The sequence below is a fragment of the Actinomycetospora sp. CA-053990 genome (assembly GCF_050948445.1).
In the GTDB taxonomy this organism is placed as follows: Bacteria; Actinomycetota; Actinomycetes; order Mycobacteriales; family Pseudonocardiaceae; genus Actinomycetospora; species Actinomycetospora callitridis.
Genome location: NZ_CP192043.1, coordinates 2,417,801 through 2,442,426, shown reverse-complemented (window position 1 = coordinate 2,442,426; position 24,626 = coordinate 2,417,801). Strand labels below are relative to the sequence as shown.

At 74.8% G+C, this 24,626-nt stretch carries 27 protein-coding genes and 1 pseudogene; 19 read left to right on the top strand and 9 right to left on the bottom strand.

Annotated features, from left to right (window positions below; all coding sequences use genetic code 11):
* Positions 1–6: 6 nt before the first annotated feature.
* The 3 genes from ACQPYN_RS12450 to ACQPYN_RS12440 form a co-directional block, all read right to left on the bottom strand.
* Positions 7–1,470, bottom strand: coding sequence for a glutamate synthase subunit beta (locus ACQPYN_RS12450; protein ID WP_433037215.1), 1,464 nt, complete (start codon positions 1,468–1,470; stop codon positions 7–9).
* A complete protein-coding gene (gene gltB / locus ACQPYN_RS12445) occupies positions 1,463–6,124 on the bottom strand; it encodes a glutamate synthase large subunit (protein WP_433037213.1) in 4,662 nt (1,553 codons plus the stop codon). The genes ACQPYN_RS12450 and gltB overlap by 8 nt, the downstream gene beginning before the upstream one ends.
* Before the next feature lie 578 nt (positions 6,125–6,702).
* Complete coding sequence (locus ACQPYN_RS12440; RefSeq protein WP_433037211.1) at positions 6,703–8,079, bottom strand: glutamate decarboxylase; 1,377 nt, start codon at positions 8,077–8,079, stop codon at positions 6,703–6,705.
* Between the two features lie 109 nt (positions 8,080–8,188).
* Between ACQPYN_RS12440 and ACQPYN_RS12435 the strand changes: the two genes are divergently transcribed.
* The 9 genes from ACQPYN_RS12435 to ACQPYN_RS12395 all read left to right on the top strand — a co-directional run bounded on the left by ACQPYN_RS12435 (position 8,189) and on the right by ACQPYN_RS12395 (position 12,601).
* Entirely contained in the window at positions 8,189–8,635 is a 447-nt protein-coding gene (locus ACQPYN_RS12435; protein ID WP_433037209.1) for a DUF3072 domain-containing protein, read from the top strand.
* Complete coding sequence (locus ACQPYN_RS12430; RefSeq protein ID WP_433037207.1) at positions 8,632–9,402, top strand: pyrimidine reductase family protein; 771 nt, start codon at positions 8,632–8,634, stop codon at positions 9,400–9,402. The genes ACQPYN_RS12435 and ACQPYN_RS12430 overlap by 4 nt, the downstream gene beginning before the upstream one ends.
* Positions 9,403–9,573: 171 nt before the next feature.
* Positions 9,574–10,086 (top strand): Asp23/Gls24 family envelope stress response protein, encoded by a 513-nt coding sequence (locus ACQPYN_RS12425; protein ID WP_433037205.1) that lies wholly within the window; start codon positions 9,574–9,576, stop codon positions 10,084–10,086.
* Positions 10,083–10,442 carry a hypothetical protein gene (locus ACQPYN_RS12420; RefSeq protein ID WP_433037203.1) on the top strand — a complete coding sequence of 120 codons (360 nt, stop codon included), beginning with the start codon at positions 10,083–10,085 and terminating at the stop codon, positions 10,440–10,442. Before ACQPYN_RS12425 ends, ACQPYN_RS12420 begins: the two co-directional genes overlap by 4 nt.
* Positions 10,439–10,711, top strand: coding sequence for a hypothetical protein (locus ACQPYN_RS12415; protein WP_433037201.1), 273 nt, complete (start codon positions 10,439–10,441; stop codon positions 10,709–10,711). Before ACQPYN_RS12420 ends, ACQPYN_RS12415 begins: the two co-directional genes overlap by 4 nt.
* Before the next feature lie 53 nt (positions 10,712–10,764).
* A complete protein-coding gene (locus ACQPYN_RS12410; RefSeq protein ID WP_274197018.1) occupies positions 10,765–10,944 on the top strand; it encodes a hypothetical protein in 180 nt (59 codons plus the stop codon).
* Positions 10,941–11,462, top strand: coding sequence for an Asp23/Gls24 family envelope stress response protein (locus ACQPYN_RS12405; protein ID WP_433037199.1), 522 nt, complete (start codon positions 10,941–10,943; stop codon positions 11,460–11,462). Before ACQPYN_RS12410 ends, ACQPYN_RS12405 begins: the two co-directional genes overlap by 4 nt.
* A 3-nt stretch (positions 11,463–11,465) precedes the next feature.
* A complete protein-coding gene (locus ACQPYN_RS12400; RefSeq protein WP_433037197.1) occupies positions 11,466–11,999 on the top strand; it encodes a DUF6286 domain-containing protein in 534 nt (177 codons plus the stop codon).
* Positions 11,996–12,601 (top strand): alkaline shock response membrane anchor protein AmaP, encoded by a 606-nt coding sequence (locus ACQPYN_RS12395; RefSeq protein WP_433037195.1) that lies wholly within the window; start codon positions 11,996–11,998, stop codon positions 12,599–12,601. Before ACQPYN_RS12400 ends, ACQPYN_RS12395 begins: the two co-directional genes overlap by 4 nt.
* A 1-nt stretch (position 12,602) precedes the next feature.
* On the opposite strand, the gene ACQPYN_RS12390 is transcribed toward ACQPYN_RS12395, so the two are convergent.
* A complete protein-coding gene (locus tag ACQPYN_RS12390; RefSeq protein WP_433037193.1) occupies positions 12,603–13,673 on the bottom strand; it encodes an ATP-dependent DNA ligase in 1,071 nt (356 codons plus the stop codon).
* Between the two features lie 489 nt (positions 13,674–14,162).
* Between ACQPYN_RS12390 and ACQPYN_RS12385 the strand changes: the two genes are divergently transcribed.
* The 5 genes from ACQPYN_RS12385 to ACQPYN_RS12365 all read left to right on the top strand — a co-directional run bounded on the left by ACQPYN_RS12385 (position 14,163) and on the right by ACQPYN_RS12365 (position 18,306).
* Positions 14,163–14,816 (top strand): alpha/beta fold hydrolase, encoded by a 654-nt coding sequence (locus ACQPYN_RS12385; RefSeq protein ID WP_433037191.1) that lies wholly within the window; start codon positions 14,163–14,165, stop codon positions 14,814–14,816.
* A gap of 209 nt (positions 14,817–15,025) precedes the next feature.
* The gene (locus tag ACQPYN_RS12380) at positions 15,026–15,391 is read left to right on the top strand and encodes an alpha/beta hydrolase (protein WP_433037189.1); all 366 of its coding nucleotides are present in this window, start codon (positions 15,026–15,028) and stop codon (positions 15,389–15,391) included.
* Between the two features lie 53 nt (positions 15,392–15,444).
* The gene (locus tag ACQPYN_RS12375) at positions 15,445–16,416 is read left to right on the top strand and encodes an SDR family NAD(P)-dependent oxidoreductase (protein WP_433037187.1); all 972 of its coding nucleotides are present in this window, start codon (positions 15,445–15,447) and stop codon (positions 16,414–16,416) included.
* On the top strand, positions 16,413–17,648 hold the full coding sequence (locus tag ACQPYN_RS12370; RefSeq protein WP_433037185.1) for an acyl-CoA dehydrogenase family protein: 1,236 nt from the start codon (positions 16,413–16,415) through the stop codon (positions 17,646–17,648). The genes ACQPYN_RS12375 and ACQPYN_RS12370 overlap by 4 nt, the downstream gene beginning before the upstream one ends.
* Before the next feature lie 241 nt (positions 17,649–17,889).
* Positions 17,890–18,306: an ATP-binding protein gene (locus ACQPYN_RS12365; protein WP_433037183.1), complete on the top strand. Its 417-nt coding sequence runs from the start codon at positions 17,890–17,892 to the stop codon at positions 18,304–18,306.
* A gap of 7 nt (positions 18,307–18,313) precedes the next feature.
* On the opposite strand, the gene ACQPYN_RS12360 is transcribed toward ACQPYN_RS12365, so the two are convergent.
* Entirely contained in the window at positions 18,314–18,913 is a 600-nt protein-coding gene (locus ACQPYN_RS12360; RefSeq protein ID WP_433037181.1) for a TetR/AcrR family transcriptional regulator, read from the bottom strand.
* Between the two features lie 54 nt (positions 18,914–18,967).
* Between ACQPYN_RS12360 and tsaA the strand changes: the two genes are divergently transcribed.
* Positions 18,968–19,435 carry a tRNA (N6-threonylcarbamoyladenosine(37)-N6)-methyltransferase TrmO gene (gene tsaA / locus ACQPYN_RS12355; RefSeq protein ID WP_433037179.1) on the top strand — a complete coding sequence of 156 codons (468 nt, stop codon included), beginning with the start codon at positions 18,968–18,970 and terminating at the stop codon, positions 19,433–19,435.
* Here the strand turns inward: tsaA and ACQPYN_RS12350 are convergent.
* Both ACQPYN_RS12350 and ACQPYN_RS12345 read right to left on the bottom strand, forming a co-directional pair.
* On the bottom strand, positions 19,432–20,061 hold the full coding sequence (locus ACQPYN_RS12350) for an Asp23/Gls24 family envelope stress response protein (RefSeq protein ID WP_433037177.1): 630 nt from the start codon (positions 20,059–20,061) through the stop codon (positions 19,432–19,434). The genes tsaA and ACQPYN_RS12350 overlap by 4 nt on opposite strands.
* Complete coding sequence (locus ACQPYN_RS12345; RefSeq protein WP_433037175.1) at positions 20,058–20,654, bottom strand: RNA polymerase sigma factor; 597 nt, start codon at positions 20,652–20,654, stop codon at positions 20,058–20,060. The genes ACQPYN_RS12350 and ACQPYN_RS12345 overlap by 4 nt, the downstream gene beginning before the upstream one ends.
* 126 nt (positions 20,655–20,780) lie before the next feature.
* Here ACQPYN_RS12345 and ACQPYN_RS12340 point away from each other — a divergent pair.
* The 4 genes and pseudogenes from ACQPYN_RS12340 to ACQPYN_RS12325 all read left to right on the top strand — a co-directional run.
* Positions 20,781–21,287, top strand: a pseudogene (locus tag ACQPYN_RS12340) (glycosyltransferase); the annotation flags it as partial.
* 325 nt (positions 21,288–21,612) lie between these two features.
* Entirely contained in the window at positions 21,613–22,026 is a 414-nt protein-coding gene (locus ACQPYN_RS12335) for a glycosyltransferase (protein ID WP_433037173.1), read from the top strand.
* Positions 22,027–22,033: 7 nt separating this feature from the next.
* The gene (locus tag ACQPYN_RS12330) at positions 22,034–22,774 is read left to right on the top strand and encodes a 2-keto-4-pentenoate hydratase (protein WP_433037171.1); all 741 of its coding nucleotides are present in this window, start codon (positions 22,034–22,036) and stop codon (positions 22,772–22,774) included.
* Entirely contained in the window at positions 22,771–23,439 is a 669-nt protein-coding gene (locus ACQPYN_RS12325; RefSeq protein ID WP_433037169.1) for a DUF427 domain-containing protein, read from the top strand. The genes ACQPYN_RS12330 and ACQPYN_RS12325 overlap by 4 nt, the downstream gene beginning before the upstream one ends.
* 12 nt (positions 23,440–23,451) lie before the next feature.
* On the opposite strand, the gene ACQPYN_RS12320 is transcribed toward ACQPYN_RS12325, so the two are convergent.
* Together ACQPYN_RS12320 and ACQPYN_RS12315 are read right to left on the bottom strand one after the other, a co-directional pair.
* Complete coding sequence (locus ACQPYN_RS12320) at positions 23,452–24,270, bottom strand: HAD family hydrolase (protein WP_433037167.1); 819 nt, start codon at positions 24,268–24,270, stop codon at positions 23,452–23,454.
* Positions 24,255–24,512, bottom strand: a complete 258-nt coding sequence (locus tag ACQPYN_RS12315; RefSeq protein WP_433038855.1) for an RNA-binding protein — start codon at positions 24,510–24,512, stop codon at positions 24,255–24,257. Before ACQPYN_RS12315 ends, ACQPYN_RS12320 begins: the two co-directional genes overlap by 16 nt.
* Between the last annotated feature and the right edge of the window lie 114 nt (positions 24,513–24,626).

Genomic DNA, 24,626 nt, shown 5'->3' with positions numbered 1-24,626 from the left:
AGAGCGCTAGACCAGGGGGCGGTCGGTCGGGTTGATCGGGCGCGGCAGGACGTCGCGGCCGGTGAGCATGGCGTCGACGCCGGCGGCGGCGGAACGCCCCTCGGCGATCGCCCACACGATCAGCGACTGGCCGCGCCCGGCGTCGCCCGCGGCGAACACGCCGGGCACCGAGCTCTGGTAGTCGTCGCCGCGGCGCACGTTGCCCCGGTCGTCGTACTCGACGCCGAGGCTGTCGAGCAGGCCCTCCTTCTGCGGGCCGAGGAAGCCCATCGCGAGGAAGACGAAGTCGGCCGGGATCTCCCGCTCGCTGTTCTCGACGGGCACGAAGCGCCCGTCGACCCGCTCGACGTCGACCAGCCGCAGCGAGCGCACGTGGCCGTGCTCGTCGCCCAGGAACTCGTCGGTGTTCACCGAGAACAGGCGCTCGCCGCCCTCCTCGTGCGCCGACGACACCCGGAAGATCATCGGATAGGTCGGCCACGGGTTGGCGTTCGGCCGCTCGGACGGCGGGATCGGCATGATCTCGAGCTGGGTGACCGACGCGGCGCCCTGGCGGTGGGCGGTGCCGACGCAGTCGGCGCCGGTGTCGCCACCGCCGATGACCACAACGTGCTTGCCCTCGACGTCGATGAACGAGCGCTCGTAGTCGCCCTGCTGGACCTTGTTCGACGGCGGCAGGTACTCCATCGCCTGGTGGATGCCGGTGAGCTCGCGCCCGGTGATCGGGAGGTCCCGCCACGCGGTGGCGCCGACGGAGAGCACGACGGCGTCGTGGTCGGCGCGCAGCTTCTCGACCGACAGGTCGCCCTCGGCCGGGCCGCCGACCTCGACGCCCGCGAAGAACCGCGTCCCCTCGGCGACCATCTGCTCGAGACGGCGGTCGAGGCGCTTCTTCTCCATCTTGAACTCGGGGATGCCGTAGCGCAGGAGCCCGCCGATGCGGTCGGCCCGCTCGTAGACGGTGACGTCGTGCCCGGCGCGCGTGAGCTGCTGCGCGGCGGCGAGCCCCGCCGGCCCGGAGCCGACGACGGCGACCGACTTCCCGGTCTTGATCTCGGGCGGCTGCGGGCGGACGAACCCCTCGTCCCAGGCGCGGTCGATGATCTCGATCTCGACCTGCTTGATCGTCACGGGGTCGGAGTTGATGCCGAGCACGCAGGCCGACTCGCACGGGGCCGGGCAGAGCGTGCCGGTGAACTCCGGGAAGTTGTTCGTGGCGTGCAGGCGCTCGATGGCCTCGGCCCAGTCGTCGCGCCACACGAGGTCGTTCCACTCGGGGATCATGTTCCCGAGCGGGCAGCCCTGGTGGCAGAACGGGATGCCGCAGTCCATGCAGCGCCCGGCCTGCTTGCGCAGCGTCGTCGGGTTGAGCTCCTCGTAGACCTCGTGCCAGTCACGGATCCGGATGTCGACCGGCCGGCGACGCGGGAGCTCCCGGCCGGTGGTCATGAATCCACGGGGGTCAGCCACGAGCGGCCTCCATGATCGCTTCGTTGACGTCGCGGCCGTTGCGCTCGGCGTCGGCGGTGGCCTCGAGGACCCGCTTGAAGTCGGTGGGCATCACCTTGGTGAAGCGCGGCCCGGCGGCGTCCCAGTCGGTCAGCAGGGCGTGGGCCACGGCCGAGTCGGTGAGCGCGTAGTGCCGCTCCACCATCGTGCGCAGCTCGGCCAGATCCTCCTCGCCGACGACCTCGAGCTCCACCATCTGGTGGTTCACCCGGCCCTCGACGAGGTCGAGCACGTAGGCGATCCCGCCGGACATGCCCGCGGCGAAGTTGCGCCCGGTCGGCCCGAGGATCACCGCACGCCCGCCGGTCATGTACTCGCAGCCGTGGTCGCCGACGCCCTCGACGACGGCCACCGCGCCGGAGTTCCGGACGCAGAAGCGCTCGCCGACCTTGCCGCGCAGGTACACCTCGCCGGCGGTGGCGCCGTAGAGGATGACGTTGCCGGCCACGATGTTCTGCTCGGCGACGAACGGGGCGTCGGGGTGCGGGCGCACCGAGAGCCGCCCGCCCGAGAGGCCCTTGCCGAAGTAGTCGTTGGTGTCGCCGATGAGACGCATGGTCACGCCGCGCGGCAGGAACGCGCCGAACGACTGCCCGCCCGACCCCGTGAACGTGATGTCGATGGTGTCGTCGGGCAGGCCCGCGCCGCCCCAGCGCCGGGTGACCTCGGAGCCGAGCATGGTGCCGACGGTCCGGTTGACGTTGCGCACCGGCAGCTCGAGGCGCACCGGCGTGCCGTCGGCGATCGCGCCCTCGGCGAGCTGGATCAGCGTGTGGTCCAGCGCCTTCTCCAGGCCGTGGTCCTGCGGCACCGCCTGGTGCAGCACGGTGGCCGCGGGCACGTCGGGGCGGTGCAGGACCGGCGAGAGGTCGAGCCCCTCGGCCTTCCAGTGCGACTCCGCGGCGCGGGTGTCGAGGACGTCGGTGTGCCCGATGGCCTCGGAGATGCTCCGGAACCCCAGCGCCGCCAGGTGCTCGCGCACCTCCTGGGCGATGAACTCCATGAACGCCACGACGTACTCGGCCTTGCCGTCGAACTTCTGGCGCAGCACCGGGTTCTGGGTCGCGACGCCGACCGGGCAGGTGTCGAGGTGGCAGACGCGCATCATGATGCAGCCCGACACCACCAGCGGCGCCGTCGCGAAGCCGAACTCCTCGGCGCCGAGCAGCGCGGCGATGACCACGTCGCGGCCGGTCTTGAGCTGGCCGTCGGTCTGCACGACGATCCGGTCGCGCAGGCCGTTGGCCAGGAGCGTCTGCTGGGTCTCGGCGAGGCCGAGCTCCCAGGGCCCGCCCGCGTGCTTGATCGAGCTCAGCGGCGAGGCGCCGGTGCCGCCGTCGTGCCCGGAGATCAGGACGACGTCGGCGTGCGCCTTCGACACCCCCGCCGCGACCGTGCCGACACCCACCTGCGAGACGAGCTTGACGTGCACGCGCGCCCGCGGGTTGGCGTTCTTGAGGTCGTGGATGAGCTGGGCGATGTCCTCGATCGAGTAGATGTCGTGGTGCGGCGGCGGCGAGATCAGCCCGACCCCCGGCGTCGAGAACCGGGTCTTCGCGATCCACGGGTAGACCTTGTGGCCGGGCAGCTGGCCGCCCTCGCCGGGCTTGGCGCCCTGCGCGATCTTGATCTGGATGTCGTCGGAGTTGACGAGGTACTCGCTCGTGACGCCGAAGCGCCCGGACGCGACCTGCTTGACCGCCGAGCGCCGCGAGTCGCCGTTGGCGTCGCGGGTGAAGCGGCCCGGGTCCTCGCCGCCCTCGCCGGTGTTGGAGCGCCCGCCGAGACGGTTCATCGCGATCGCGAGGACCTCGTGCATCTCCTGCGAGATCGACCCGTAGGAGATGGCGCCGGTGTTGAAGCGCTTGACGATCTCGGAGATCGGCTCGACCTCGTCGATCGGCACCGGGGTGCGGCCGGTGTCGGCGGCGTCCTTGAAGCCGAACAGCCCGCGCAGCGTCATCAGCCGCGAGCTCTGCTCGTCGACGGCGGAGGTGTACTCCTTGAACGTGTCGTAGTTCTGGGTGCGCGTGGAGTGCTGGAGCTTGAACACCGTGTGCGGGTTGAACACGTGCAGCTCGCCCTCGCGGCGCCACTGGTACTCGCCGCCGACGGCGAGCTCGCGGTGGTCGGGGCGCACGCCGTCGGCCGGCCAGGCCTGACGGTGGCGGATCGCGACCTCCTCGGCGAGGACGTCGTAGCCCACGCCGCCGAGGCGCGAGGTGGTGCCGGCGAAGCAGTCCTCGACGACCTCGGTGCCCAGCCCGATGGCCTCGAAGATCTGGGCGCCGACGTAGGAGGCGACCGTCGAGACGCCCATCTTGCTCATCACCTTGCGCACGCCCTTGGCGAGCGCCTCGACCACGTTGCGGGTCGCGGTGCCGGAGGTGACGCCGGTGATCACGCCGCGGTCGATGAGGTCGTCGACGGTGTCCAGCGCGAGGTAGGGGTTCACCGCGCTCGCGCCGTAGCCCAGCAGCAGCGCGACGTGGTGGGTCTCGCGGACGTCGCCGGCCTCGACGACGAGGTCGACGCGCGTGCGGCTCTTCTCGCGGACGAGGTGGTGGTGCACCGCACCGGTGAGCAGCAGCGACGGGATCGGCGCGTGCTCGGCGTCGGAGTGGCGGTCCGTCAGGATGATCACGCGGGCGCCGTCCTCGACGGCCGCGGAGACCTCCTCGCGGATCTCGGTCAGCCGGGCGCGCAGCGCGTCCCCGCCGCCCGCGACGTCGTAGAGCCCGGAGACGAGGTACGGCGCGAAGCCGGGCATGTCGCCGTCGTCGTTGATCCCGGCGAGCTGCGCGAGCTCGTCGTCGTCCACCACCGGCATCGGCAGCACGACGCGACGGCACGACGCGGGCGAGGCGTCGAGCAGGTTGGTCTCCGACCCGAGGTGCACCTGCAGCGAGGTGACGAGCTCCTCGCGGTAGGCGTCCAGCGGCGGGTTGGTGACCTGGGCGAAGAGCTGGATGAAGTAGTCGAACAGCACGCGGCTGCGCGACGAGAACGGCGCGAGCGGGGCGTCGTTGCCCATCGAGCCCGTGGCCTCGGCCCCGCTCTGCGCCATCGGGCGCAGCAGCAGCGAGACCTCCTCGCCGGTGTAGCCGAAGGTCTGCTGGCGGCGCACGAGCACGTGGCGGTCGAACTTGTCGCGCGACCGCGACGGCAGGTCGGCGAGCTCGACCATCCCGGCGTGCAGCCACTCGTCGTAGGGGTGCTCGGCGGCGAGCTCGCCCTTGATCTCGTCGTCGTCGACGATCCGGCGCCCGACGGTGTCGACGAGGAACATGCGGCCGGGCTCGAGACGGCCCTTGCGCACGATCGTCGACGGGTCGATGTCCAGGACGCCGACCTCGGAGCCCAGGACGACGAGCCCGTCCTCGGTGACCCAGTAGCGGGCGGGACGCAGGCCGTTGCGGTCGAGCACCGCGCCGATCACCGAGCCGTCGGTGAAGGCCGCGAGCGCCGGGCCGTCCCAGGCCTCCATCAGCGTCGAGTGGTAGCGGTAGAAGGCGCGCCGCGCGGTGTCCATCTCGGCGTGGTTCTCCCACGCCTCGGGGATCATCATGAGCACGGCGTGCGGCAGCGTGCGCCCGCCGAGGTGCAGCAGCTCGAGCACCTCGTCGAAGGTCGCCGAGTCGCTGGCGTCCGGGGTGACGATCGGGAACAGCCGGTCGAGCTCGGCCTCGCCGAACGCGCCGGTGGCGAGCATCGACTCGCGCGCGGCCATCCAGTTGCGGTTGCCGCGCAGCGTGTTGATCTCGCCGTTGTGGGCGAGGTAGCGGTACGGGTGCGCGAGGCTCCACGCCGGGAACGTGTTGGTGGAGAAGCGGCTGTGCACCAGCGCGATCGAGCTCGTGGTGCGCTCGTCGGCGAGGTCGGCGAAGAACGGCTCGACCTGCTCCTCGGCGAGCATCCCCTTGTAGACGACGGTGCGCCCGGACAGGCTCGGGAAGTAGGTCTCGACGCCCGCGGTGCGCGACTCGTGCTCGACGCGCTTGCGCAGGGCGAAGGCGCGGCGCTCGAGGGTCAGGACGATGCCCGCGTCGTCGTCGCCGGCGTTCGGGGTGTCGACGACGTGGTCCACCTCGGGCGGCAGGCCCACGAAGAGCTGACGGAAGCGCGGCATGACCGCCCGCGCGGTGGGGCCGATGCCGGCGCCGTCGGGGTCGACGGGCAGCTCGCGCCACGCGAGGACCTCGAGGCCCTCCTCCGCGGCGACGTGCGCGACGATCACCTCGAGGTCGGCCGGGTCGGCGTCCGCGGGCAGGAAGGCGTTGCCCACCGCGTAGCGGCCGGCGGGCGGGAGCTCGACGCCCGCCTCGGCCAGCAGCGGGCGGTAGAGCCCGTCCGGGACCTGGATCAGGATGCCCGCGCCGTCACCGGTGTTCGGCTCGGCGCCCCGGGCACCCCGGTGCTCGAGATTGATGAGGGCCGTGAGGCCACGGCTGACCGTCCGGTGGTCGCGACGGCCCGCGATGTCGGCGACGAAGGCGACGCCGCAGGCGTCGTGCTCGAAGGCCGGGTCGTAGAGGCCCTCGGCCGGACGACCCTTCGCGAGGGTCCCCGTCCGCTGCGCACGACGTCCGGTCTCTGGGCGTCCGGTCTCAGCCACGTGGCCCCTCCCATCGTTCTCGCGTGCAGGTGGTGGTCGCCGGTCGCCCGGCGGGGGTGGACAGCGGGGTAGACAGTGGGGCGGGGAGCGTGACGCTCACCCCGGAGACAGCCCGGCGCACCGGTCGGCGGTGGACGACCGGAGGGGCAACCTGACGTTAACCTCCGCCGCCGCCGCAGCGCACGGGGTGGACGCCTCCGAAAGAGTGCTCATCGCCACGTGGCGGCAACCCGTCGTCACGGCGTCGTCACAGCGTCTACGACGCTGCGTCGTCGGCCGCCCCGTGACGCGGTTCAGCGTCTGGAACGCCTGTCCGTGGCGCCGTAGGGGTCGCGGCCGGGCATCCCGGCCGCGGCGACGTCGCCCGGAGAGCGCGGTGAGCCCAGCGAGGCCTGGTGACCCCCTGAACCCGCTGCCCTCGTGATCGATCCCGACACGCCGGTCAGTCTGCCGGGCGACACACCGGGACGCCAAGGGGCGTTACCGAGCGGTACGACGCTGCCCCCGTCCGGGGGACACCCGATGCCGGGCGCGTCGGGCCTGATCAGGGCCGGATCCGGCACCGATCCGGGCCGGGATCAGTGGTGGAACGAGGGCTGCTGACCCTCCGCGGGCATGGGCGACGAGAGCCGGTCGAGGTAGGCGGTGGCGCTGGTGATGTCGTCCAGCAGGCGGTCGGCGAGGTCGCCGGACAGGCCGTTGCGGACCACGATCCGCTGCACCGTGCGGTCGGACAGGGCGTCGGGCAGCGGGTAGGCCGGCACCAGCCAGCCCCGCATCCGCAGCCGGTCGGAGAGGTGGTGCAGCGTCCACCTGTCCGTGTGGCCGGGCTTCAGCCGCCACGCGAACACCGGGATGTCGGAGCCGTCGTTCCACAGCTCGAACGCCCCGATCGAGGCGATACCGGCGGCGAGGTGGCGGGCGACGGCCTGCGAGCCGCGCTGGACCTCGGTGAACCCGGCCCGGCCGAGACGCAGGAACTGGTAGTACTGCAGCAGCACCTGCGCGCCGGGGCGCGAGAAGTTCAGCGCGAAGGTCGGCATGCTCCCGCCGAGGTAGCTGACGTCGAAGACGAGGTCCTCGGGCAGCCACCGGCGCTCGCGCCAGACCACCCAGCCGACCCCCGGGTAGACGAGGCCGTACTTGTGGCCCGAGGTGCTGATCGAGTGCACGCGCTCGAGCCGGAAGTCCCACCGCAGCTCGGGCTGCAGGAAGGGCGCGACCATCGCGCCGGACGCCCCGTCGATGTGGATCGGGACGTCGAGGCCGGTGTCGGCCTGGATGCGGTCGAGCGCCGCGGCGATCTGCTCCACCGGCTCGTACATGCCGGTGTAGGTGACGCCCATGATCGCGACGACGCCGATGGTGTTCTCGTCGACGTGGGACGCGAGGTCGTGGCCGTCGAGCACGGGGCGCTCGTCGGTGATCGGGACGTAGCGGGGCTCGACGTCGAAGTAGTTGCAGAACTTCTCCCAGCACACCTGGACCGCCGAGCTCATCACCAGGTTGGGGCGTTCCGTCGACGCGCCGGCCGCCCGGCGCGCGTGCTGCCAGCGCCGCTTGAACGCGAGGCCGCCGAGCATGCAGGCCTCGGACGACCCGGTGGTCGAGGTCCCGATCGCCTCCTCTGGCGACGGCGCCTGCCAGAGGTCGGCGAGGATCCGCCAGCACCGCTCCTCGATGGCGGCGGTGCTCGGGTACTCGTCCTTGTCGATCATGTTCTTGTCGGCGGACTCGGCGTAGAGCCGCCCGGCGTGGTCGTCCATCCACGTGCCCACGAACGTCGCCAGGTTCAGACGGGCGTTGCCGTCGAGCATCGTCTCGTCGTGGACGATCTGGTACGCGGTGGCGGGCAGGATCTCGTCGTCGCCCAGTCGGTCGCGCGGTTGACCGGCGAGCTCGGCGGGGCGGGAGAACACCGGGCGCAGCTCGTCCCGTTCGGCAGGGCCGGTCATGATCCGGACCCTAATGGGCACGGGGCGGAGGTGTTCGCGTGTCGCGACGGGGTATCCGATGTCGGTCGAACGCGTGTTCGATGATGTCACGTCCACCGAGGAGAGTTCCGTGACCGACCCGCACGAGGTCAAGCAGCAGGGCACCGACCCGTCCACCACCTCCTCCGCCGAGAAGGACAACGCGAACTGGGTCACCGGCGACGAGCCGATGACCGGACCCCAGGCCAGTTACCTCGAGACGCTCGCCCACCAGGCCGGCGAGGAGCCGCCGACCGGGCTGACCAAGGCGCAGGCGTCCGACGAGATCGAGCGGCTGCAGGGCTCGGTGACCCCCTCCGGCGGCGACGGCAACGGCGGGGACGGGGACGGGCAGCCCGACCTCTCGCGCCAGGAGCGCCCCACCACCGACTGGGTGACCGGCGACGAGCCCATGACCGGACCCCAGGCCAGCTACCTCGAGACCCTGGCCCAGCAGGCGGGCGAGGAGCCGCCGAAGGGACTGAACAAGTCGGAGGCCTCGCGGGCGATCGACGAGCTGAGGCAGAAGGCCCAGTGAGGCTGGTCTGGCCCCTGGAGGGCACGAGCCCCCGGGCCGCGCCGGAGAGGGAGCTGGACCGCGACGGCCTCGCCGAGCTCTACGCCCACCCCGAGGGCGTGCTGCGCGTCAACTTCGTCGCCAGTGCGGACGGGGCCGTCGCCGTCGAGGGCGTCTCCTCCGGACTCGAGGCGCCCGGGGACCGGACGGTCTTCGGCCTCCTGCGCGAGCTCGCCGACGTGATCCTGGTCGGCGCGGGCAGCGTGCGCGCCGAGGGCTACCGCGGCGCGCGCACCTCCCCCGGGCGCGAGGCCCGGCGGCGGGCGCGCGGGCAGTCGCCGGTGCCGCCGATCGCCGTCGTCACCACCCGCGGGGACCTCGACCCGGCCTCACCCCTGTTCACCGACACCGCCGTCGCCCCCCTCGTGCTCCTCACCGGCGCCACGCCCGACATCGTGCGCAGCGCCCTGGCCGGTGCGGGGGCCGAGGTGGTCGACGTCGGTGGCGATCCGGGCTCCACCGCCGACGCGGTGGTCGGCGCCCTCGCCGACCGGGGTCTGACCCGCGTGCTGTGCGAGGGCGGCCCGGCGCTGTTCGGCGCGCTGCTGGACGCGGGCCGCGTCGACGAGCTCTGCCTGAGCCTCGCGCCGCAGCTCGAGGGCGGGGCCGCCGGGCGCATCGTCGCCGGCGCCGGATCGGGTGGTCCCCGGCCGCTGCACCTCGCCTCGGTCGTCGCCCACGACGACGGGCTGCTCCTGCGCTACCAGGTCGGCGGTGCCCGGCCGTAGGAGACGCCGGTCACCTTTGTGGTTCTTTCGGGTGACGATCCATGACGACCCGGCCGCTGGTGGGTCCCACGGGTATCGGATCGGCAGACGATCGGGTCCTCCGGTCCGTAGAGATCTCCTCGGAGATCCCTCCAGAGATCCCCAGCGACGCGCACCAGGGAGCGCCCCACCATGACGCAGAGCCCCAGCACCGCCACCGGCTCCGAGGCCGCAGCCGTGTCGAGCGGTCGGACCGGGACCGGAAGCACCCCGGCCCGTCTCGCCGACGACACGGGGCAGGGCAAGACCACCATCGCCTCCGGCGTGGTCCAGAAGATCTCCGGCATCGCCGCGCGCGACGTCTCCGGCGTCTACTCGATGGGCGGCGGGGTCTCCCGCGCCTTCGGCGCGATCCGCGAGCGCATCCCCGGCGGCAGCGGCACCTCGCAGGCCGCCGGCGTGCAGGTCGAGGTCGGCGAGAAGCAGGCCGCGATCGACCTCGACATCGTCGTGGAGTACGGCGCCGGCATCGTCGAGCTGGCCCGCGCGGTGCGCCGCAACGTCATCGCCGCCGTCGAGCAGATGACGGGCCTCGAGGTCATCGAGGTCAACATCGCCGTCAACGACATCCACATGCCGGGCGACGACAGCGACGACGACCAGGGGCAGCAGGCGCAGTCGCAGCCCAGCACCCGCGTCGAGTGAGCACTCCCGACCCCCGGCGCTCCGCCCACCCGAGCGGTACCGCCGTCGCCCCGGGCACCCCCGAGGCACCCGGTCTCGGGCCGCTGCCCGAACGGATCGCCGAGGAGCTGCTCGCCCACCCGGGCGTCGCGGCCCTCTCGGGCGGTCCGTACGGGACGGTGGCGAGCTACCTGCCCGGACGTCGCCTCCCCGGCATCGTGCTGGGCGAGGGCGACGAGCCCGACCGGATCGCCGTGGTCCTGCACTACGGCGCCCCGGTGGAGAAGACGGCGGCCGAGCTGCGTCGCATCGTCGCCCGGGCCCACGGGTCCCGGCGGGTCGACGTGATCGTCACCGACATGGAGCTGCCGGAATGAACGCCGCGTCGTCCGTCGACGTCCGGGCGGAGCTGCGCGCCTTCGTGCGCACGCACCACCCCGACGTCGGCGGTGATCCGGCCGCCTTCCGCGCGGGCCTCGCCGCGTTCCGCGCGAGGCTGCGGCAGGCGCCGGGCGGGGACGGCGACCCCCGCTTCGACGCGCCGATCGTCGTCGTGTCCGACCGCCGGCTCGCCCGCCTCGGGCGGATGGGCCGGCGCCTCGCGCGCCGGTACGACCCCCGCCGCGGGTCCGCCCGCGTGCTCTAGAGCTTTCCCGCCCCGCGCAGCGCGGGGCGGCGCACACCGTGGAGGTAGTGGTCATGAGCGCCACCCGTGCCGGCATGTTCGTCGGCCTCATCCTGGGCGTGGCGGCCGCCGCCGGCGGCCTGCAGGGCTTCTTCATCGCCCTCGTGCTCGGGGTCCTGGGCTTCGTCGTGGGCCGCGTGCTCGACGGCGAGCTCGACGTCAACCAGTTCGTCGGGCGCGGCCGCGACCGATGAGCACCCCGACCGACGGTCCGGCGGCCCCGGACCGGGCGCCTGGTGACGCCCCGACCACCCCGGTGTCGCGCGCCGGGACGGTGCCCCTCACCGAGACGACGCGGGGCACGGACCCGGCACCGGCCGCCGCTGTCGCCCTCGCGGACGACGAGGAGGCCGCGGAGCGCGGGCGCCTCGACGTCGCGCTCTCCGTCGTCCGCAAGATCGCGGAGTACGCCGCGGACCACACCGCAGGCACCGTGCGCACCCAGCGCCGCCTGGCCGGGCTGGACCTCGGCGAGTCCGGCACGAGCGCCAAGGTGTCCGGGTACGGCGAGCAGGTCGACCTGCGCCTGGAGGTGCCGCTCGCCTACCCGGCCCGCATCACCGACAGCGCCGCCGCGGTGCGCGACCACGTCCGCGAGCGCGTGCAGGCCCTCACGCCCTACCGCGTCCGCACGCTGGACATCGGCGTCTCCGCCCTCACCGACCCCGCCGCCCGGGCGACCCCCCGGACCCCGACCTCCCGGACGGAGTGAGAAGTGCGCCTGCTCCTGCGCGTGCTCGCGCCGCTGCTCGGCCTCCTGCTGGCCGTCGTCGGCCTGGCGGTGGTGGTCGAGACGGTGACGCTGTGGGTCTCGCCGACCTCCAGCCCCCTGATCGTGCCGTGGCCGACGTGGCAGGCCGCCGCCGAGGGCCTGACCTGGCAGTCGGGCGGCGTCCGCGCCGCCGCGATCGTCGTCGGCGTGATCGGCCTGTTCGTGCTGATCCTCGGGCTCGTCGCCCGCCGCCACGACGTGTTCCTCGCCGACCCCGTCCCCGAGGTCACGGTGACGACGTCGCCGCGCTCGATCGCCCGGGCCGTCGGCCACGAGGTGCGGGCCCACGACGAGGTCGTCTCGGCGTCGGTCGTCGCGTCGGCGAAGAAGGTCACCGTCAAGGCCGCCACCCTCGACCCCGCCGCCGAGGTGCGCGACACCGTGCGCGAGCTCGTCGAGACGACGCTGGCCCGCCTGCCGCTCGCCCGGCGCCCGCGCGTCGCGGTGTCGGTCACCACCACCAAGGGGGTCAAGTGAGCCGCCGCTCGCGTGCCGCCGTCGCCCGCTCCGCCGGTGGCGACCGCACCCTGACCACCGTCCTCGGCCTCGTCCTCGTCGCCGCGTCGGTGCTCGCCCTGCTGGTCGGCTACGGGGTGTTCGGGAGCTTCCGCGCCCAGCGCCCGGTGATCGACCCGATGATCGTCGAGTGGGCGTCCGCGCACGCCACCGCCGCCCGGTGGATCGCCATCGGCATCGGCGTCGTGCTCTTCCTGATCGGCCTGTGGTGGACGCTGCGCTCGCTGCGGCCCGAGCCGCGTCCGGACGTCTCGCTCTCCGAGCTGCCGGGTGAGCGCCTCACCGTCGAGCACGCCGCGATCTGCGACGCCGTCCGTCACGACGCCGAGCTCATCGACGGCGTGAGCCGCGCCCGCGCCCGCCTCGTCGGCACGCCGCAGAAGCCGGCGCTGCGCCTGTCCCTCACGCTCGTCGAGGGCACCGACGTCCGCGACGTGTGGGCCGACCTCGACGGCCGGGTGCTCGCCCGGGCCCGCGAAGCCTTCGCGGTGTCCGCCCTGCCCACGGCCGTGCGCCTCGAGCTCGACGCCACCTCGGCGCCGACGCCGGCGCGGGTGCAGTAGCTCAGCGAGCGATCAACACCTCCGCGAGGTCGAACCGCACCGGGCGCTCGAGCTGCTCGAAGGTGCACGACGCCGGGTCGCGGTCGGGGCGCCAGCGCTTGAACTGCGCGGTGTGCCGGAAGCGGACGCCCTCCATGTGGTCGTATTTGACCTCCACCACGCGCTCGGGGCGCAGCGGCACGAAGGACAGGTCCTTCTGCGCGTTCCACCGGCTGTGCTCGGCCTCGCGCGGGGTGCGCGTGCCCTCCTCCTGCGCGGCCCACGCCCACGGGTGGCCCTCGAAGGACGTCACGAGCGGCTGGAGCTCGGCGAAGAGCTCGCGGCGCTTCGCCATGGGGAAGGCCCCGATCACGCCGATGCTCTGCAGCGACCCGTCCTCGGTGTGCAGCCCGAGCAGCAGCGAGCCGACGGCGTCGGGCCCCGACTTGTGCACCCGGTAGCCCGCGACGACGCAGTCGGCGGTGCGCTCGTGCTTGATCTTGCTCATGACCCGCTTGTCGGGCTGGTAGGTCAGGTCGGCCTTCTTCGCGATCAGGCCGTCCAGCCCCGCGCCCTCGAAGCGCTCGAACCAGTCGCGGGCGGTGTCGACGTCCTCGGTCATCGGCGTGAGGTGCACGTCGGGGCGCTCGAGCCCGCCGACGACCTCCGCCAGGCGCTCGCGGCGCTCGGTGAAGGGCCGCCCCGTGAGGTCGTCGTCGCCGAGCGCGAGCAGGTCGAACGCGACGAAGTGCGCCGGGGTCTCGACGGCCAGCCTGCGCACCCTCGACGCGGCGGGGTGCACCCGCTGCAGCAGCGCCTCGAAGTCGAGCCCGGTCCCCTCGGCGTCGACGACGACGATCTCGCCGTCGATGACGCAGCGCGGCGGCAAGGCGGCGGTGAACGCCTCGACGAGCTCCGGGAAATAGCGCGTCATCGGCTTCTCGTTGCGGCTGCCGATCTCGACCTCGTCGCCGTCGCGGAAGATCACCGACCGGAAGCCGTCCCATTTCGGTTCGTACCGCTGCCCGGCGGGGATCTCCGCCACGGCCTTGGCCAGCATCGGGGACACGGGCGGCATGACGGGCAGGTCCACGAGGGCATCATGCCGCGCAGGCCGCCCCCTCACACCGGGCACCGCCCCCGGGAGTCAGACTCCCGGGGTCCGCTCAGAGATCAGATCGCGAGGAGCGCCGCGTGCCCCGTCCGACGACCCGGGCTGCCGTCGGCCTCGTGCCCGAGGTCGTGCCCAAGGTCGTCCTCGTGGTCCTCGGTGCCGCCCTGCTGCTCGGGGCGTGCGCGGTGGGGCCGTCGCAGCGCCCGCCCGTGGCCACCCGGGTGGACGACACGATGACGCCGGTGCCCGCGCCGGAGACCGCGCTGCCCGGGCCGCCGCCGTCCCTGCTCCCCCGCTGCTGCCGGCGCCCGCGGCGCCCGCCGGGTTCACCGACTGCACCTCCGAGATCCGGACCTCGATGGGCGCCGCCGCCCTCGGCGGGCGGGACCTGCGCTTCGGGTGCCAGAGCGTGCCCGTCGGCGGCGGCCGCGGCGGGGCTCGTCGCGCGCCGAGGTCGGGGTGCTCCAGGTGACGGTCGGCCCCGTGCCGCCGGGCGGGCCGGTCCCGGTCGCGGTGGTCGGGGACGCCGGCGGGCCGACCGGCTCCGAACGGGCCGTGCGGCTCGCCGCGACCGCGCCCGCCCCGATGCTCGCGGGGACCGCGTTCTACGGGGTGGACCTGCGCGGCACCGGCAACTCCGAGCCGGTCGACTGCATCACGCCCAGCACGCGCGAGGCCCTCGTCGACGCCGACCCGCTCGCCGCCGACCCGGTGTCCCTCGCCCCGCTGCGCGAGGCCGCGACCACCGCCGCGCGCACCTGCACCCAGGTGCTCGAGAACGCGCTGACCGACTACCGCACGGGCGTCGACGCCGAGGACCTCGAGGAGGTCCGGATCACGCTCGGGGTCGACCGGCTCCACGTCGTCGGGGTCGGCGACGGCGCGGGCGTCCTCGCCACCTGGGCGCGCCGGTACCCGGCGTCGGTGGGCCGCACGGTGCTCGACGGCGTCGCCGACCCCACGACGACGTTCTCCCAGCGCGCCCGCGAGCGCGCCGCCGCCGCCCGCGAGGCGCTCACCGCCTTCGCCTCCGACTGCTCCGCGCGCCCGGACTGCCCGCTCGGTCCGGACCCTGCGAGCGTCGTGGCCGGCATTCTCGCGAACGTGCGCGCGGCGCCCTGACCGGCGCGGACGGCCGGCGCGTCACCGACGGCACGGTCACGCGGGCGCTGGTCACCGGCCTCGCGGAGCCGGCGCGGTGGTCCGGGCTCGCGACGGCGATCGCGGCGGCGGGCCAGGGCGACCCGGCGGGGATCCTCGGCCTGCTCGCGCCGATCGAGGTCGACGGTGGCGGCTTCGACGCCGATGTGCTGCTGACCTGCAACGACACCGTGGAGCGCCCGACGCCCGACCAGGTCGCAGGAGACGCCGAACGGGCCCGCGCCGCCGACCCGCTGTTCGGGGCGTACTTCGCCCACGACGCCCTGCTGTGCGGGTCGTGGCCGGTGCCCACCGAGGCGCCCGAGGTGGGCCCCGCGGCCGGCCCGCCGTCGCTGGTCGTCGGCACCCGCGGCGACCCGGTGACCCCGCTCGCGGGCTCGGAGCGGGTCACGACGCAGCTGGGCTCGGCCACGCTGGTCACCTGGCTCGGCGCCGGGCACGGCGCCTACCCGGCGACGCCCTGCATCCGCGACGCCGTCGGCGGCTACCTGCGCGACGGCGTCCTGCCCCAGGCGGGGACGGTCTGTCCCCCCTGAGAGGTTCGTGACCTCCCGGGCCGGGCACGGCCCACCTGCGTAACCTGCGCGTCGTGCAGCTCCCCCGCCTCGTCGACGCCGCGCTGGACCGATTGGTGGTGCCCGGTTACTCCCGACTGGGGTACACCGTGCGGCGGGCGGGCTGGTCGACGCTGCCGGCCGGGTGCCTCTCGGGGCGCACGATCCTCGTGACCGGAGCCGGCGGCGGCCTGGGCGCGGCCACCGTCCGCGAACTCGTCGCCCTCGGCGCGCGCGTGGAGATGGTGGTGCGGAACCCCGAGCGGGGCGAGGAGACGGCCGCCGCGGTGCGTGCCGACCACCCCGGCGCCGCCGTCGACGTCGCCACCTGCGACGTGTCCTCCCTGGCCGACGTCCGGCGCTACGCGGCGGAGGTGCGCGACCGCGAGGCCGCGGTGCACGGCCTCGTCCACAACGCCGGCGTCATGCCCCCCGAGCGCACCGAGACCGCCGAGGGCCACGAGACGGCGCTCGCCACGCACGTGCTCGGGCCGTTCCTGCTCACCCGCGAGCTGCGCCCCGTGCTGCGCGCCGGCGCGAGCCCCACCGCCCCGTCGCGGGTCGTGTTCGTCTCCTCCGGCGGCATGTACACCGCGGCCCTGCACGTCGACGACCCCGAGTTCCGCCAGGGCACGTACTCGGGCGGGGCGGCCTACGCCCGCACCAAGCGGATGCAGGTGGTGCTCGCCGAGCTGCTCGCCGACGACCTGGCCGGTGACGGCACGGTCGTGCACAGCATGCACCCGGGCTGGGCCGACACCCCCGGAGTCGCGAGCTCCATGCCCGGCTTCCACCGCGTCACCGGTCCCCTGCTGCGCACCGAGGCGCAGGGCGCCGACACCGTCGTGTGGCTGCAGGCGGCCGCCGAGCCCGGACACAGCACCGGGGTGTTCTGGCACGACCGCGCTCCCCGTCCGACGCACTACCTGCCCCGCGGTGGGGAGAGCCCGCAGGCCCGGGCCGCGCTCTGGACGCTCTGCGTGGATGCGACCGGAGCGGGCGCGTGAGCGAGGGACAGAGCCCGACCTGGAAGCGCCGGGGGCTCGACGAGGTGCGCACCGAGGCGCCCCTGGCGGCCCCGCTGCTCACCCCGGAGCGCCGCGCCCTGCAGGACACCGCGCGCGCGTTCGCGATGGAGGAGGTCCTGCCGGTCGCCGACGAGCTCGACCCGCGCCGCGAGGACATCCCGCAGTCGCTGCTCGACCGGATGGGCGAGCTGGGGTTCTTCGGGATCCTCGTCGACGCCGAGCACGGCGGGCTGGGGCTCGGGGTGGTCGAGTACTGCCTGGTGTCCGAGGAGCTCGCCCGCGCCTGGATGAGCGTCGGCAGCATCATCGCCCGCGGCAACGGCACCGGCTGCGCCTCACCCGATCCCGAGCGCCGCGCCGAGCTGCTGCGCGCCAGCGCCGCCGGCCGCTACATCGGGGCGATCGCCTTCTCCGAGCCCCACGCGGGGTCGGACCTCGCGGGTGTGGAGTGCACCGCGCGCCACGACGGTGACGGCTGGGTCGTCGACGGCACGAAGCGGTGGGTGGGCCACGCCCTGTCGGCGGACTTCCTGCACCTGCTCGCCCGCACCCGCCCGCCGCGCGAGGGCGAGAGCCGCTCCGACGGCCTCGAGCTCTTCCTCGTGCCCAAGGAGCGCGGGAGCTTCCCCGACGGCGTGACCGGCACGCCCATCGACAAGATCGGCTACTTCGGCCTGACGACCTGGGAGCTGCAGCTCGACGGCCTGCGCCTGCCGGCCGACGCGCTCCAGGACACCGGTCAGGACGAGGGCCAGGGCTTCAAGGACAGCCTGCGGTGGCTGGGCACCGCGCGCGTGCAGACCGCGGCCCGGGCCGTGGGGCTGGCGCGCGGCGCCCTCGAGGACGCCGTGGCCTACAGCCGCCGCCGCGAGCAGTTCGGTCACCCGATCGCCGATCAGCAGGCGCTGCGGCACAAGCTCGCCGACATGGCCGCGGCCGTCGACGCCGCTCGGACGCTGTGGTGGCAGGCCGCGTGGCTGCTCGACGAGGGCGCACCCGGCGGTGACGTCGCCGCGTCGTCGGCCAAGCTGTTCGCCTCCGAGACCGCGGAACGCGTCACGAGCGACGCCCTGCAGATCTTCGGCGGCAACGGCTACACCACCGAGCACTCCGTCGAGCGCTACTGGCGCGACGCGCGCCTCACGACCATCTTCGAGGGCACCTCGGAGATCCAGCGGAAGATCATCTCGGACGCCCTCCTGAAGCCCTGAGCCCGGATGCGCGAGATCCGTTCGGCCGGATGCCGAGTGTGTGTTTCACCCGGTCGGCGCCCCGGAGCCGGGCGTTGGCGACCGTTCACCCGCCGATCGCGCGGCACACACCGCTCGCGAGATCGACGGTCGACCTCGGAGTGATCGACCCATCACCGTGGGCATGCCGAGCCGCGATGACACGTGGTGATCGAACGGTTGCCTGCGGTTCGCAGGGGACGACTCGGGCGGGGGACGAGCAATGACGGACGCGGTGGAGTTCGCGCGGGTGGTCCATCCCGCGCGGGCCGACGAGGCACAGCGGATGCGCCACGAGGCACGGGACTGGCTGGCCGGACTGGACCTGGAGCAGGAGGCCCGGGAACGGGTCCTGACCGCGGTGTCGGAGGCCGTGGAGAACGCCGTCGAGCACGCCTACCCCGAGGACGCCGAGGGCACCGTCGAGCTGACGCTGTGGGCCGAGGCCGACGCGGTGAACGTCCGGGTCACCGACAACGGGCACTGGTCGGAGGGGTCCGTGCCCGCGGACCCGGGATCACACGCGACCCGGGGGCGCGGCTTCGTGCTCATGCACCGCAGCGTCGACAGCGTCGCGATCCGGCACACGGCGGCGGGGACGACGGTGGCCCTGCGCCAGGAGCGCGAGCCGCATCCCTAGGCGCTGATCAGGGTCGGGCGGTCAGCCCGGCCAGCACCTGGTCGAAGAAGCCGAGCAGCTCCTCGCGCAACGCCGCGTGCTGCTCGGGCGGCGCCTGGCCGAGCAGCTGGCCGGCGCTGGAGAGCATCCCGAGCACGACCGCCGGATAGGACGCCCCCGGCGCGCGGGCCAGGTGACCCTCGCGCGCGAGCCCGTCGAGCACCCGCGCGATGAGCGCGTAGGCGTAGTCCCGCTCGCACTCCTGCCACCGCTGCCACCCGAGCGCCAGCGGCCCGTCGCGGAAGACGATCGGCCCGTACGTCGGCTCGGTGCAGGCCTCGAGGAACGTCGTGAGCGCGGCGCGGGCGCCGGTGAGCTGGTCGGGCGCGCCGTCGAGGGCCGCGCCCAGGCGCTCGTGCACCGCCGCCTCCTGGGCCGAGAACACGGCCTCGAAGAGCGCCGCCTTGCCCGCGAAGTGGTGGTAGACCGCGCCCTTGGTCATGCCGGCCACGGCGGCGACGTCGTCGATCGACGTCTCGGCGAAGCCCCGGACGGCGAAGAGCTCGGTGGCCGCCTCGACCAGCCCCGCCCGCGTCGCGGCCGTCGCCTCGGCGCGGGGTGAGGTCACGCGGGGCACCTGCGCAGGGTACGGATCGCGGGCCGTCCGGCCTACGGTGCTCGGGTGAGCGGTGACCCTGTGGACCAGGACGGGACGGCCCCCGTCCTGCGCGTGCTCGGCCGGATCTCCTCGACCCTCACCGACCGCCGCGAGGCCCCGTGCCAGGGCGACGAGGGCGGCCCCGAGGCCGTCGTGCGGTTCGCGCCCGACCTCGTCCCGGCGCTCCGCGACCTCGTCGTCGGCCAGGAGATCCTGCTGATCACCTGGCTCGACCGCGCCGACAGGGACGTGCTCGCCGTGCACCCGCGCGGCGACCTCTCGCTCCCCGAGACCGGGGTGTTCGCCACCCGCTCCCCCGACCGCCCCAACCCCCTCGGCCTGCACCACGTCCGCGTCCTCGCGGTCGACGGGGACGTGCTGCGGGTGTCCGACCTGGAGGCGATCGACGGCACGCCGGTGGTGGACGTGAAGCCGGTGCTCGGCCCGGTCGGCGACCGCTGCCACAACCCGGGTGCGGGCGCGCCGGGTTAGAGCAGCACGTCGTCGACGTGCACCTGCACCGCGACGGGCTCGAGGCCGGTCACGGCGCGGATGCCGTCGGCCACGACGGTCCGGATGCGCGTCCCGAGCGCCTCGAGGTCCTGCCCGTAGTCGGCGGCGAGGGTGATCGCGACGACCGTGGAGCCGCCGACGACGCCCGCCGTCACCTCCGGCCCGGGGCCGTCGATCACGCTCGTCTCCGGGCCCTCGCCTGCGGCGACGAGGCGGCTCAGCGCCACGCGCACCCCCGGCACCCGGGAGGCGAGGTGGCGCGCCAGGGCCACGACCACCCGCGCGCTGACCCGCGTCCGGCCGCGGTCGCTCTCGATGCGGCCGAACTCGGGGTCGGCGGCCACGCCGCGGATGCTGCGCAACGCCTCGTCGAGCAGGCCCTCGGGAGCCCGCGGGCGGTGGTCGGACACCGCGCGCACCGGGGCCCAGAGCCGCTCGAACTCGGCGAGCGCCGCCTGGCAGTGCGGGCAGGTCTGCTGGTGGGCGTCGCGCCGGTCGCCGGCGCCGTCGGCGACCTGCTCGACGAGGGCGTCGGTGTCCCGTCCGCAGGGCAGGCGGCCCGAGGCCGGCATCGGGGCACCGGTGGGGGTGCGCTCCTGGGTCATGTCCAGTCCTTCATCTCGGACATCAGCGTCGCGCGGGCACGGGCGAGCCGCCCCCGGACGGTGGCCTCGGTCGTCTTCGTCACCGTCGCGGCCTCCCGGTAGGACAGTCCCTCGAGCTGGACCAGCACGAGCGGCACGCGCTGGTCGTCGGGCAGGGCGGCGATCGCCCGGAGCCCGGCCTGCAGCTCCTCACCGGCCAGGACCTGTCGCTCGGGGCCCGGCACCGAGGGATGGTCGGCGGCGTGGTCGGCATCCGGGAGCTCCTGGTGGGGCCGCTGCCCACGGCGGTGGTTCAGGCAGCGGTTGACGACGACGCGGTAGAGCCAGGTGGTGAAGGCGGCACCACCGGTGAAGCCCGACAGGGCCGTCCAGAGCTGGATGACGACGTCCTGCGCGACGTCGTCGGCGTCGGCGGCGCTGCCGAGCATGCGCAGGGCGATCCGGTAGATCCGGTCGCGGTGCCGCCGGACGAGCTCCTCGTAGGCGTGCCGGTCGCCGGCCCGGACCTTGCCGATGAGCCAGCGGTCGGCCTCGTCGTCCAGACCCGAGGACCGCCCCTCGTCCGGGCCGGAGCGTCGGCCCGGGGTGCTCACCGGGGAAGCCTCTCACGATCGGCCGTGCACGACCGGAGATCGTCGCCCGGGCGGGTGAGGGGCGGGTGAGGGGCCGTTGCTCGTCGACGGGCGTCCCGGCACGGGGACGCCTAGCGTCTCCTGATCGTGGGTTCACCCGACCGCGCGCCGAGGTTCCTCGCGACCGTCACCGGATCGCCGTCCCACGCGCGGGCCGTGCTGCCGTTCGCGCGGGCCCTGGCCGAGGCCGGGCACGACGTGCTCGTCGCGTGCCCGGAGGAGCTCGCCGGGGTGTTCACGTCGGCCGGGCTGCGCGTCGACCCCGTGATGCCGCCGATGGCCGCCACCGTCGCGACGCTCGGGCCCCAGCTGGCGGACCTCGAGGGCCCGCGGGACATCGGCGTGATCGCGCCCCTGCTGTTCGGGGGCGCCCACGTGAGCGACACCGTGCGGCTCCTGCGCCCCGTCGCGGAGCGGTTCGCCCCCGACCTCGTGCTGCGCGACGGCACCGAGCTCGCCGGCATGCTCCTGGCCGAGGAGCGCGGCATCCCCCACGTCGCGGCGCCGTCCGGCGGGGGTCAGCAGCTGCGTCCCGTCGCCCTCGATGCGGCGCTCGTCGCCCGCAGCCGCGAGCTCGGCCTGGAGCCCCTGCGGACCGGCGCGGCGCTGCACCGGTACGGCCGGCTCGACTGCCTGCCGCCCGCGTGGTCGTTCGCCGCCGACGGCGTGGGCCCGGCGTGGTCGTACCGCCAGGACGACGAGGTCGCGCGTGGCGACGTCCTGCCGGCGTGGATCGGGGACCTGCCGGCGGGCCGGCCGCTGGTGCTCGCGGCGATCGGGACGGCGCTGCCGATGATGGCGGGGGCACGTCCCGGCGAGGCCCGGTCCGGCGGGGGCGCCCGCCGGGAGCTCCCCGGTCGACCCGTCGGGAGCGCTGCGCACGATCGTCGACGGCCTCGCGGCGATCGACTGCGAGGCCGTGGTGGCGACCGGCGGTCTGCCCGTCGCCGACGGCGCCCCGCCCGCGGGCCACGTGCACCTGCTGGACTGGGTGCCCCAGCCGCTGCTGCTGTCGTGTGCGGACCTCCTGCTGACCCACGGCGGCTACAACAGCATCCGCGAGGCCGTGCGCCACGGCGTCCCGATGGTCGTGCTGCCGCAGTTCGGCGATCAGGAGGCCAACGCCGACCGGGCTGAGGCGCTCGGGCTGGGGCGTCGCAGCGCGCCGGACCCCGGGGCCGTGGCCGCGACGGTCCGCTCGGTGCTCGGCGACGGCGCGATCCGCGCCGAGGTCCGCCGGGCCCAGCGCGCGATGCTCGCCCTGCCGCCGGTGTCGGTGGCGGCGGACGACCTGGCCGCGCTGGCCGCACGGCCTCCCGCACCGGTGCGATGATCGGCCGATGGCGCCACACTCCGATCCCGGGCGGGCCGTGGACGTCCCCGGGTGGGCGGCGTGGCTCGACGACGCCCACCGGACCGGTGCGTTGCTCGACGCCCCGTCCCCCGACGAGCTCGACGTCCCGGCCGCCTACGCGGTCCAGCGCGCGCTGACGAGCCTCCGGGAGGGCCGCGGCGCGCGGCGGATCGGGTGGAAGCTCGGCTACACGTCGTCGGTGATGCGCGAGCAGATGGGCGTGGACTCCCCCAACCTCGGCCCGCTCCTGGACACGATGGTGATCCCGCCCGGGTCGGTGGTGCCGCCCGGCCTCGTCCAGCCGCGCGTGGAGCCCGAGATCGGGATCGTCATCGGTGCCGACGGCCGCCCGGCCGGGGCACGGGCGGTGCTCGAGGTCGTCGACTCCGTCTGGCGCGACTACCGTTTCACCCTCGAGGCCAACACCGCCGACGGCTCCTCGGCCGCCGGGGTCGTCGTCGGGGACGCTCTCGAGGGCGACCTCGCCGAGCTCACCGTCGAGCTGTGGCGGGACGGGACGCTCGAGGCGACCGGCCGCGGGGACGCCGCGATGGGCCACCCCCACGCCGCGGTGGCCTGGCTGGAGGGCCGGCTCGCCGCGCGCGGCGAGGCGCTGGAGGAGGGCGATCTGGTGATCACGGGCGGACTGACCCGCGCGGTCCCGCTGGCACCCGGCGGGATCGTGGAGGCGCGCTTCCCGGGGACCAGCCTGGCGGTGCGGCGGTGACCGGCTACCCCGGCCCGGCGGTGGAGGTCGGCCACGTCGAGCCGTGCCCGCGACGGGTGCGGGCCCGGCTGGACGGGCAGGTCGTCGTCGACACCCTCGAGGCGCGCTACTACTGGGAGCACCCCTGGTACCCGCGATGGCTCGTGCCGGCCGCGGACGTCACCCCTGCGGCGCTCGCGGCGGACCCCGAGCACCGGGAGATCGAGGGGTTGATCGCCCTGACCTGGCCGGCGTTCGACGCGTGGTTCGAGGAGGACGAGGAGGTCCACGTCCACCCGCGCAACCCGTACGCGCGCGTCGACGCGCTGCGCTCCCGGCGCCGGGTGCGGGTGGAGCTCGACGGCGTCCTGCTCGCCGAGTCGGACGCGCCGGTCCTGCTCTTCGAGACCGGGCTGCCGACCCGCGCCTACCTCGACCCGATGGCCGTGGACATGACCCGTCTCGAGCCCTCGCCGACCTCGACCGCCTGCCCGTACAAGGGCGTGACCAGCCGGTACTGGTCGGTGCGCACGCCCGCCGGGCGCTATGACGACCTCGCCTGGTCCTACGACCACCCCGCGGCCGGCGTCGCCCGCATCGCGGGCCTCGTCGCGTTCTACGACGAGCGCGTCGACGTCAGCGTCGACGGCGTCGCCCGGGAGCGGCCGCGCACGCACTTCGCCTGAGGTCACGCTCGGTCACATCTGGGCGGCCCGCGCCAGGAGCCAGGCGGCGATCTCCTCCCCCGCCGCCAGGCCGACGCCGCGCGTCACGGCCACGTGCGCGGCGCGCCAGCCGGCGGCGTGCAGGGCCCCGTCGGCAGGCTGGATGCCGGCGTCGGAGGCGAGGAGCAGGTCCGCGTCGAGGGGCGAGTCCCCGGCGGCGAGCAGCCGCGTGGCGGCCACCCGCTCCCGGACCTCGGCCACCGCGACGCTCTTGTCCAGTCGCGCCGGCAGGAGGTGGACCTTCGCGCCGTGCGTCGCGACCCGCCACCCGCAGGCGTCGCAGTCCGCCGCGAGCTGGTCGAGCCAGTCCGCCGCCGGGTCGGCGACGCGGGCGACGAGCAGGACGCCGTCGGCGTCGCGCACGGGCCCCCTCGTCGCGGGGTCGAGGCGCGCGAGGTGGCGGGTGACCAGGTCGGCGGCCTCGGCGACCGGCGCACCGTCGGCGAGCAGGTCCCGGACCCGCGCCTCCCAGGCCGGGTCGGGTGCCCCGTCGACCAGCAGGACGCCACCGCTCGCGCACACCGCATACCGCGGGGTGCCCCCGATCCCCGGCCCGAGCCCGAGGCGCCGGAACTCGGCGACCGAGCGCGTGGTGGCGGGGACCCACGTCGTGCTTCGGGCGAGCTCGGCCAGTGTCGCCGCGGTCCGGCGCGTGAGCATCGCGGTCGGCACGCCCCGCCGGCGCTCGAGGCACAGGACGTCGCCCGGCACGTCCGGCCCGGCCGCACGGGCCGAGTGCACGAGGGTGCGGTCGAGGTCGGTGGCGACGAGCGTGCTCACCCTGCGTGCCACGGCCGCAGGACGCCCACACAGCGGTAGGGCGAGCGGAGGCCGGCGACCGGGTCGGGCAGGGGACGGATCGGCACGCCGCGCTCGGCGCACAGGTGGCGCACGGGGTCGAGGTCCGGCCCGGCGTCCGGAGCGAGGTGGACCGCGCCGGGGTCGCGCCGCAGCAGCGCCCGGGTCGTCTCGCCGATGCCGGGACGGAGCCGGCGCGGGTCGGTCAGCCCGAGGTCGGCGGCGAGCGCGGCCAGGTACCGGGGTCCCCGGGCGGTGTTCCCCGGGTCGGACGGCAGGGCCGCGGCCGAGGGCCGACCCGTCGGGAAGTGCGCGCTGACGGCGTCGAGGAAGGTCGCGGTCCGGTCGAC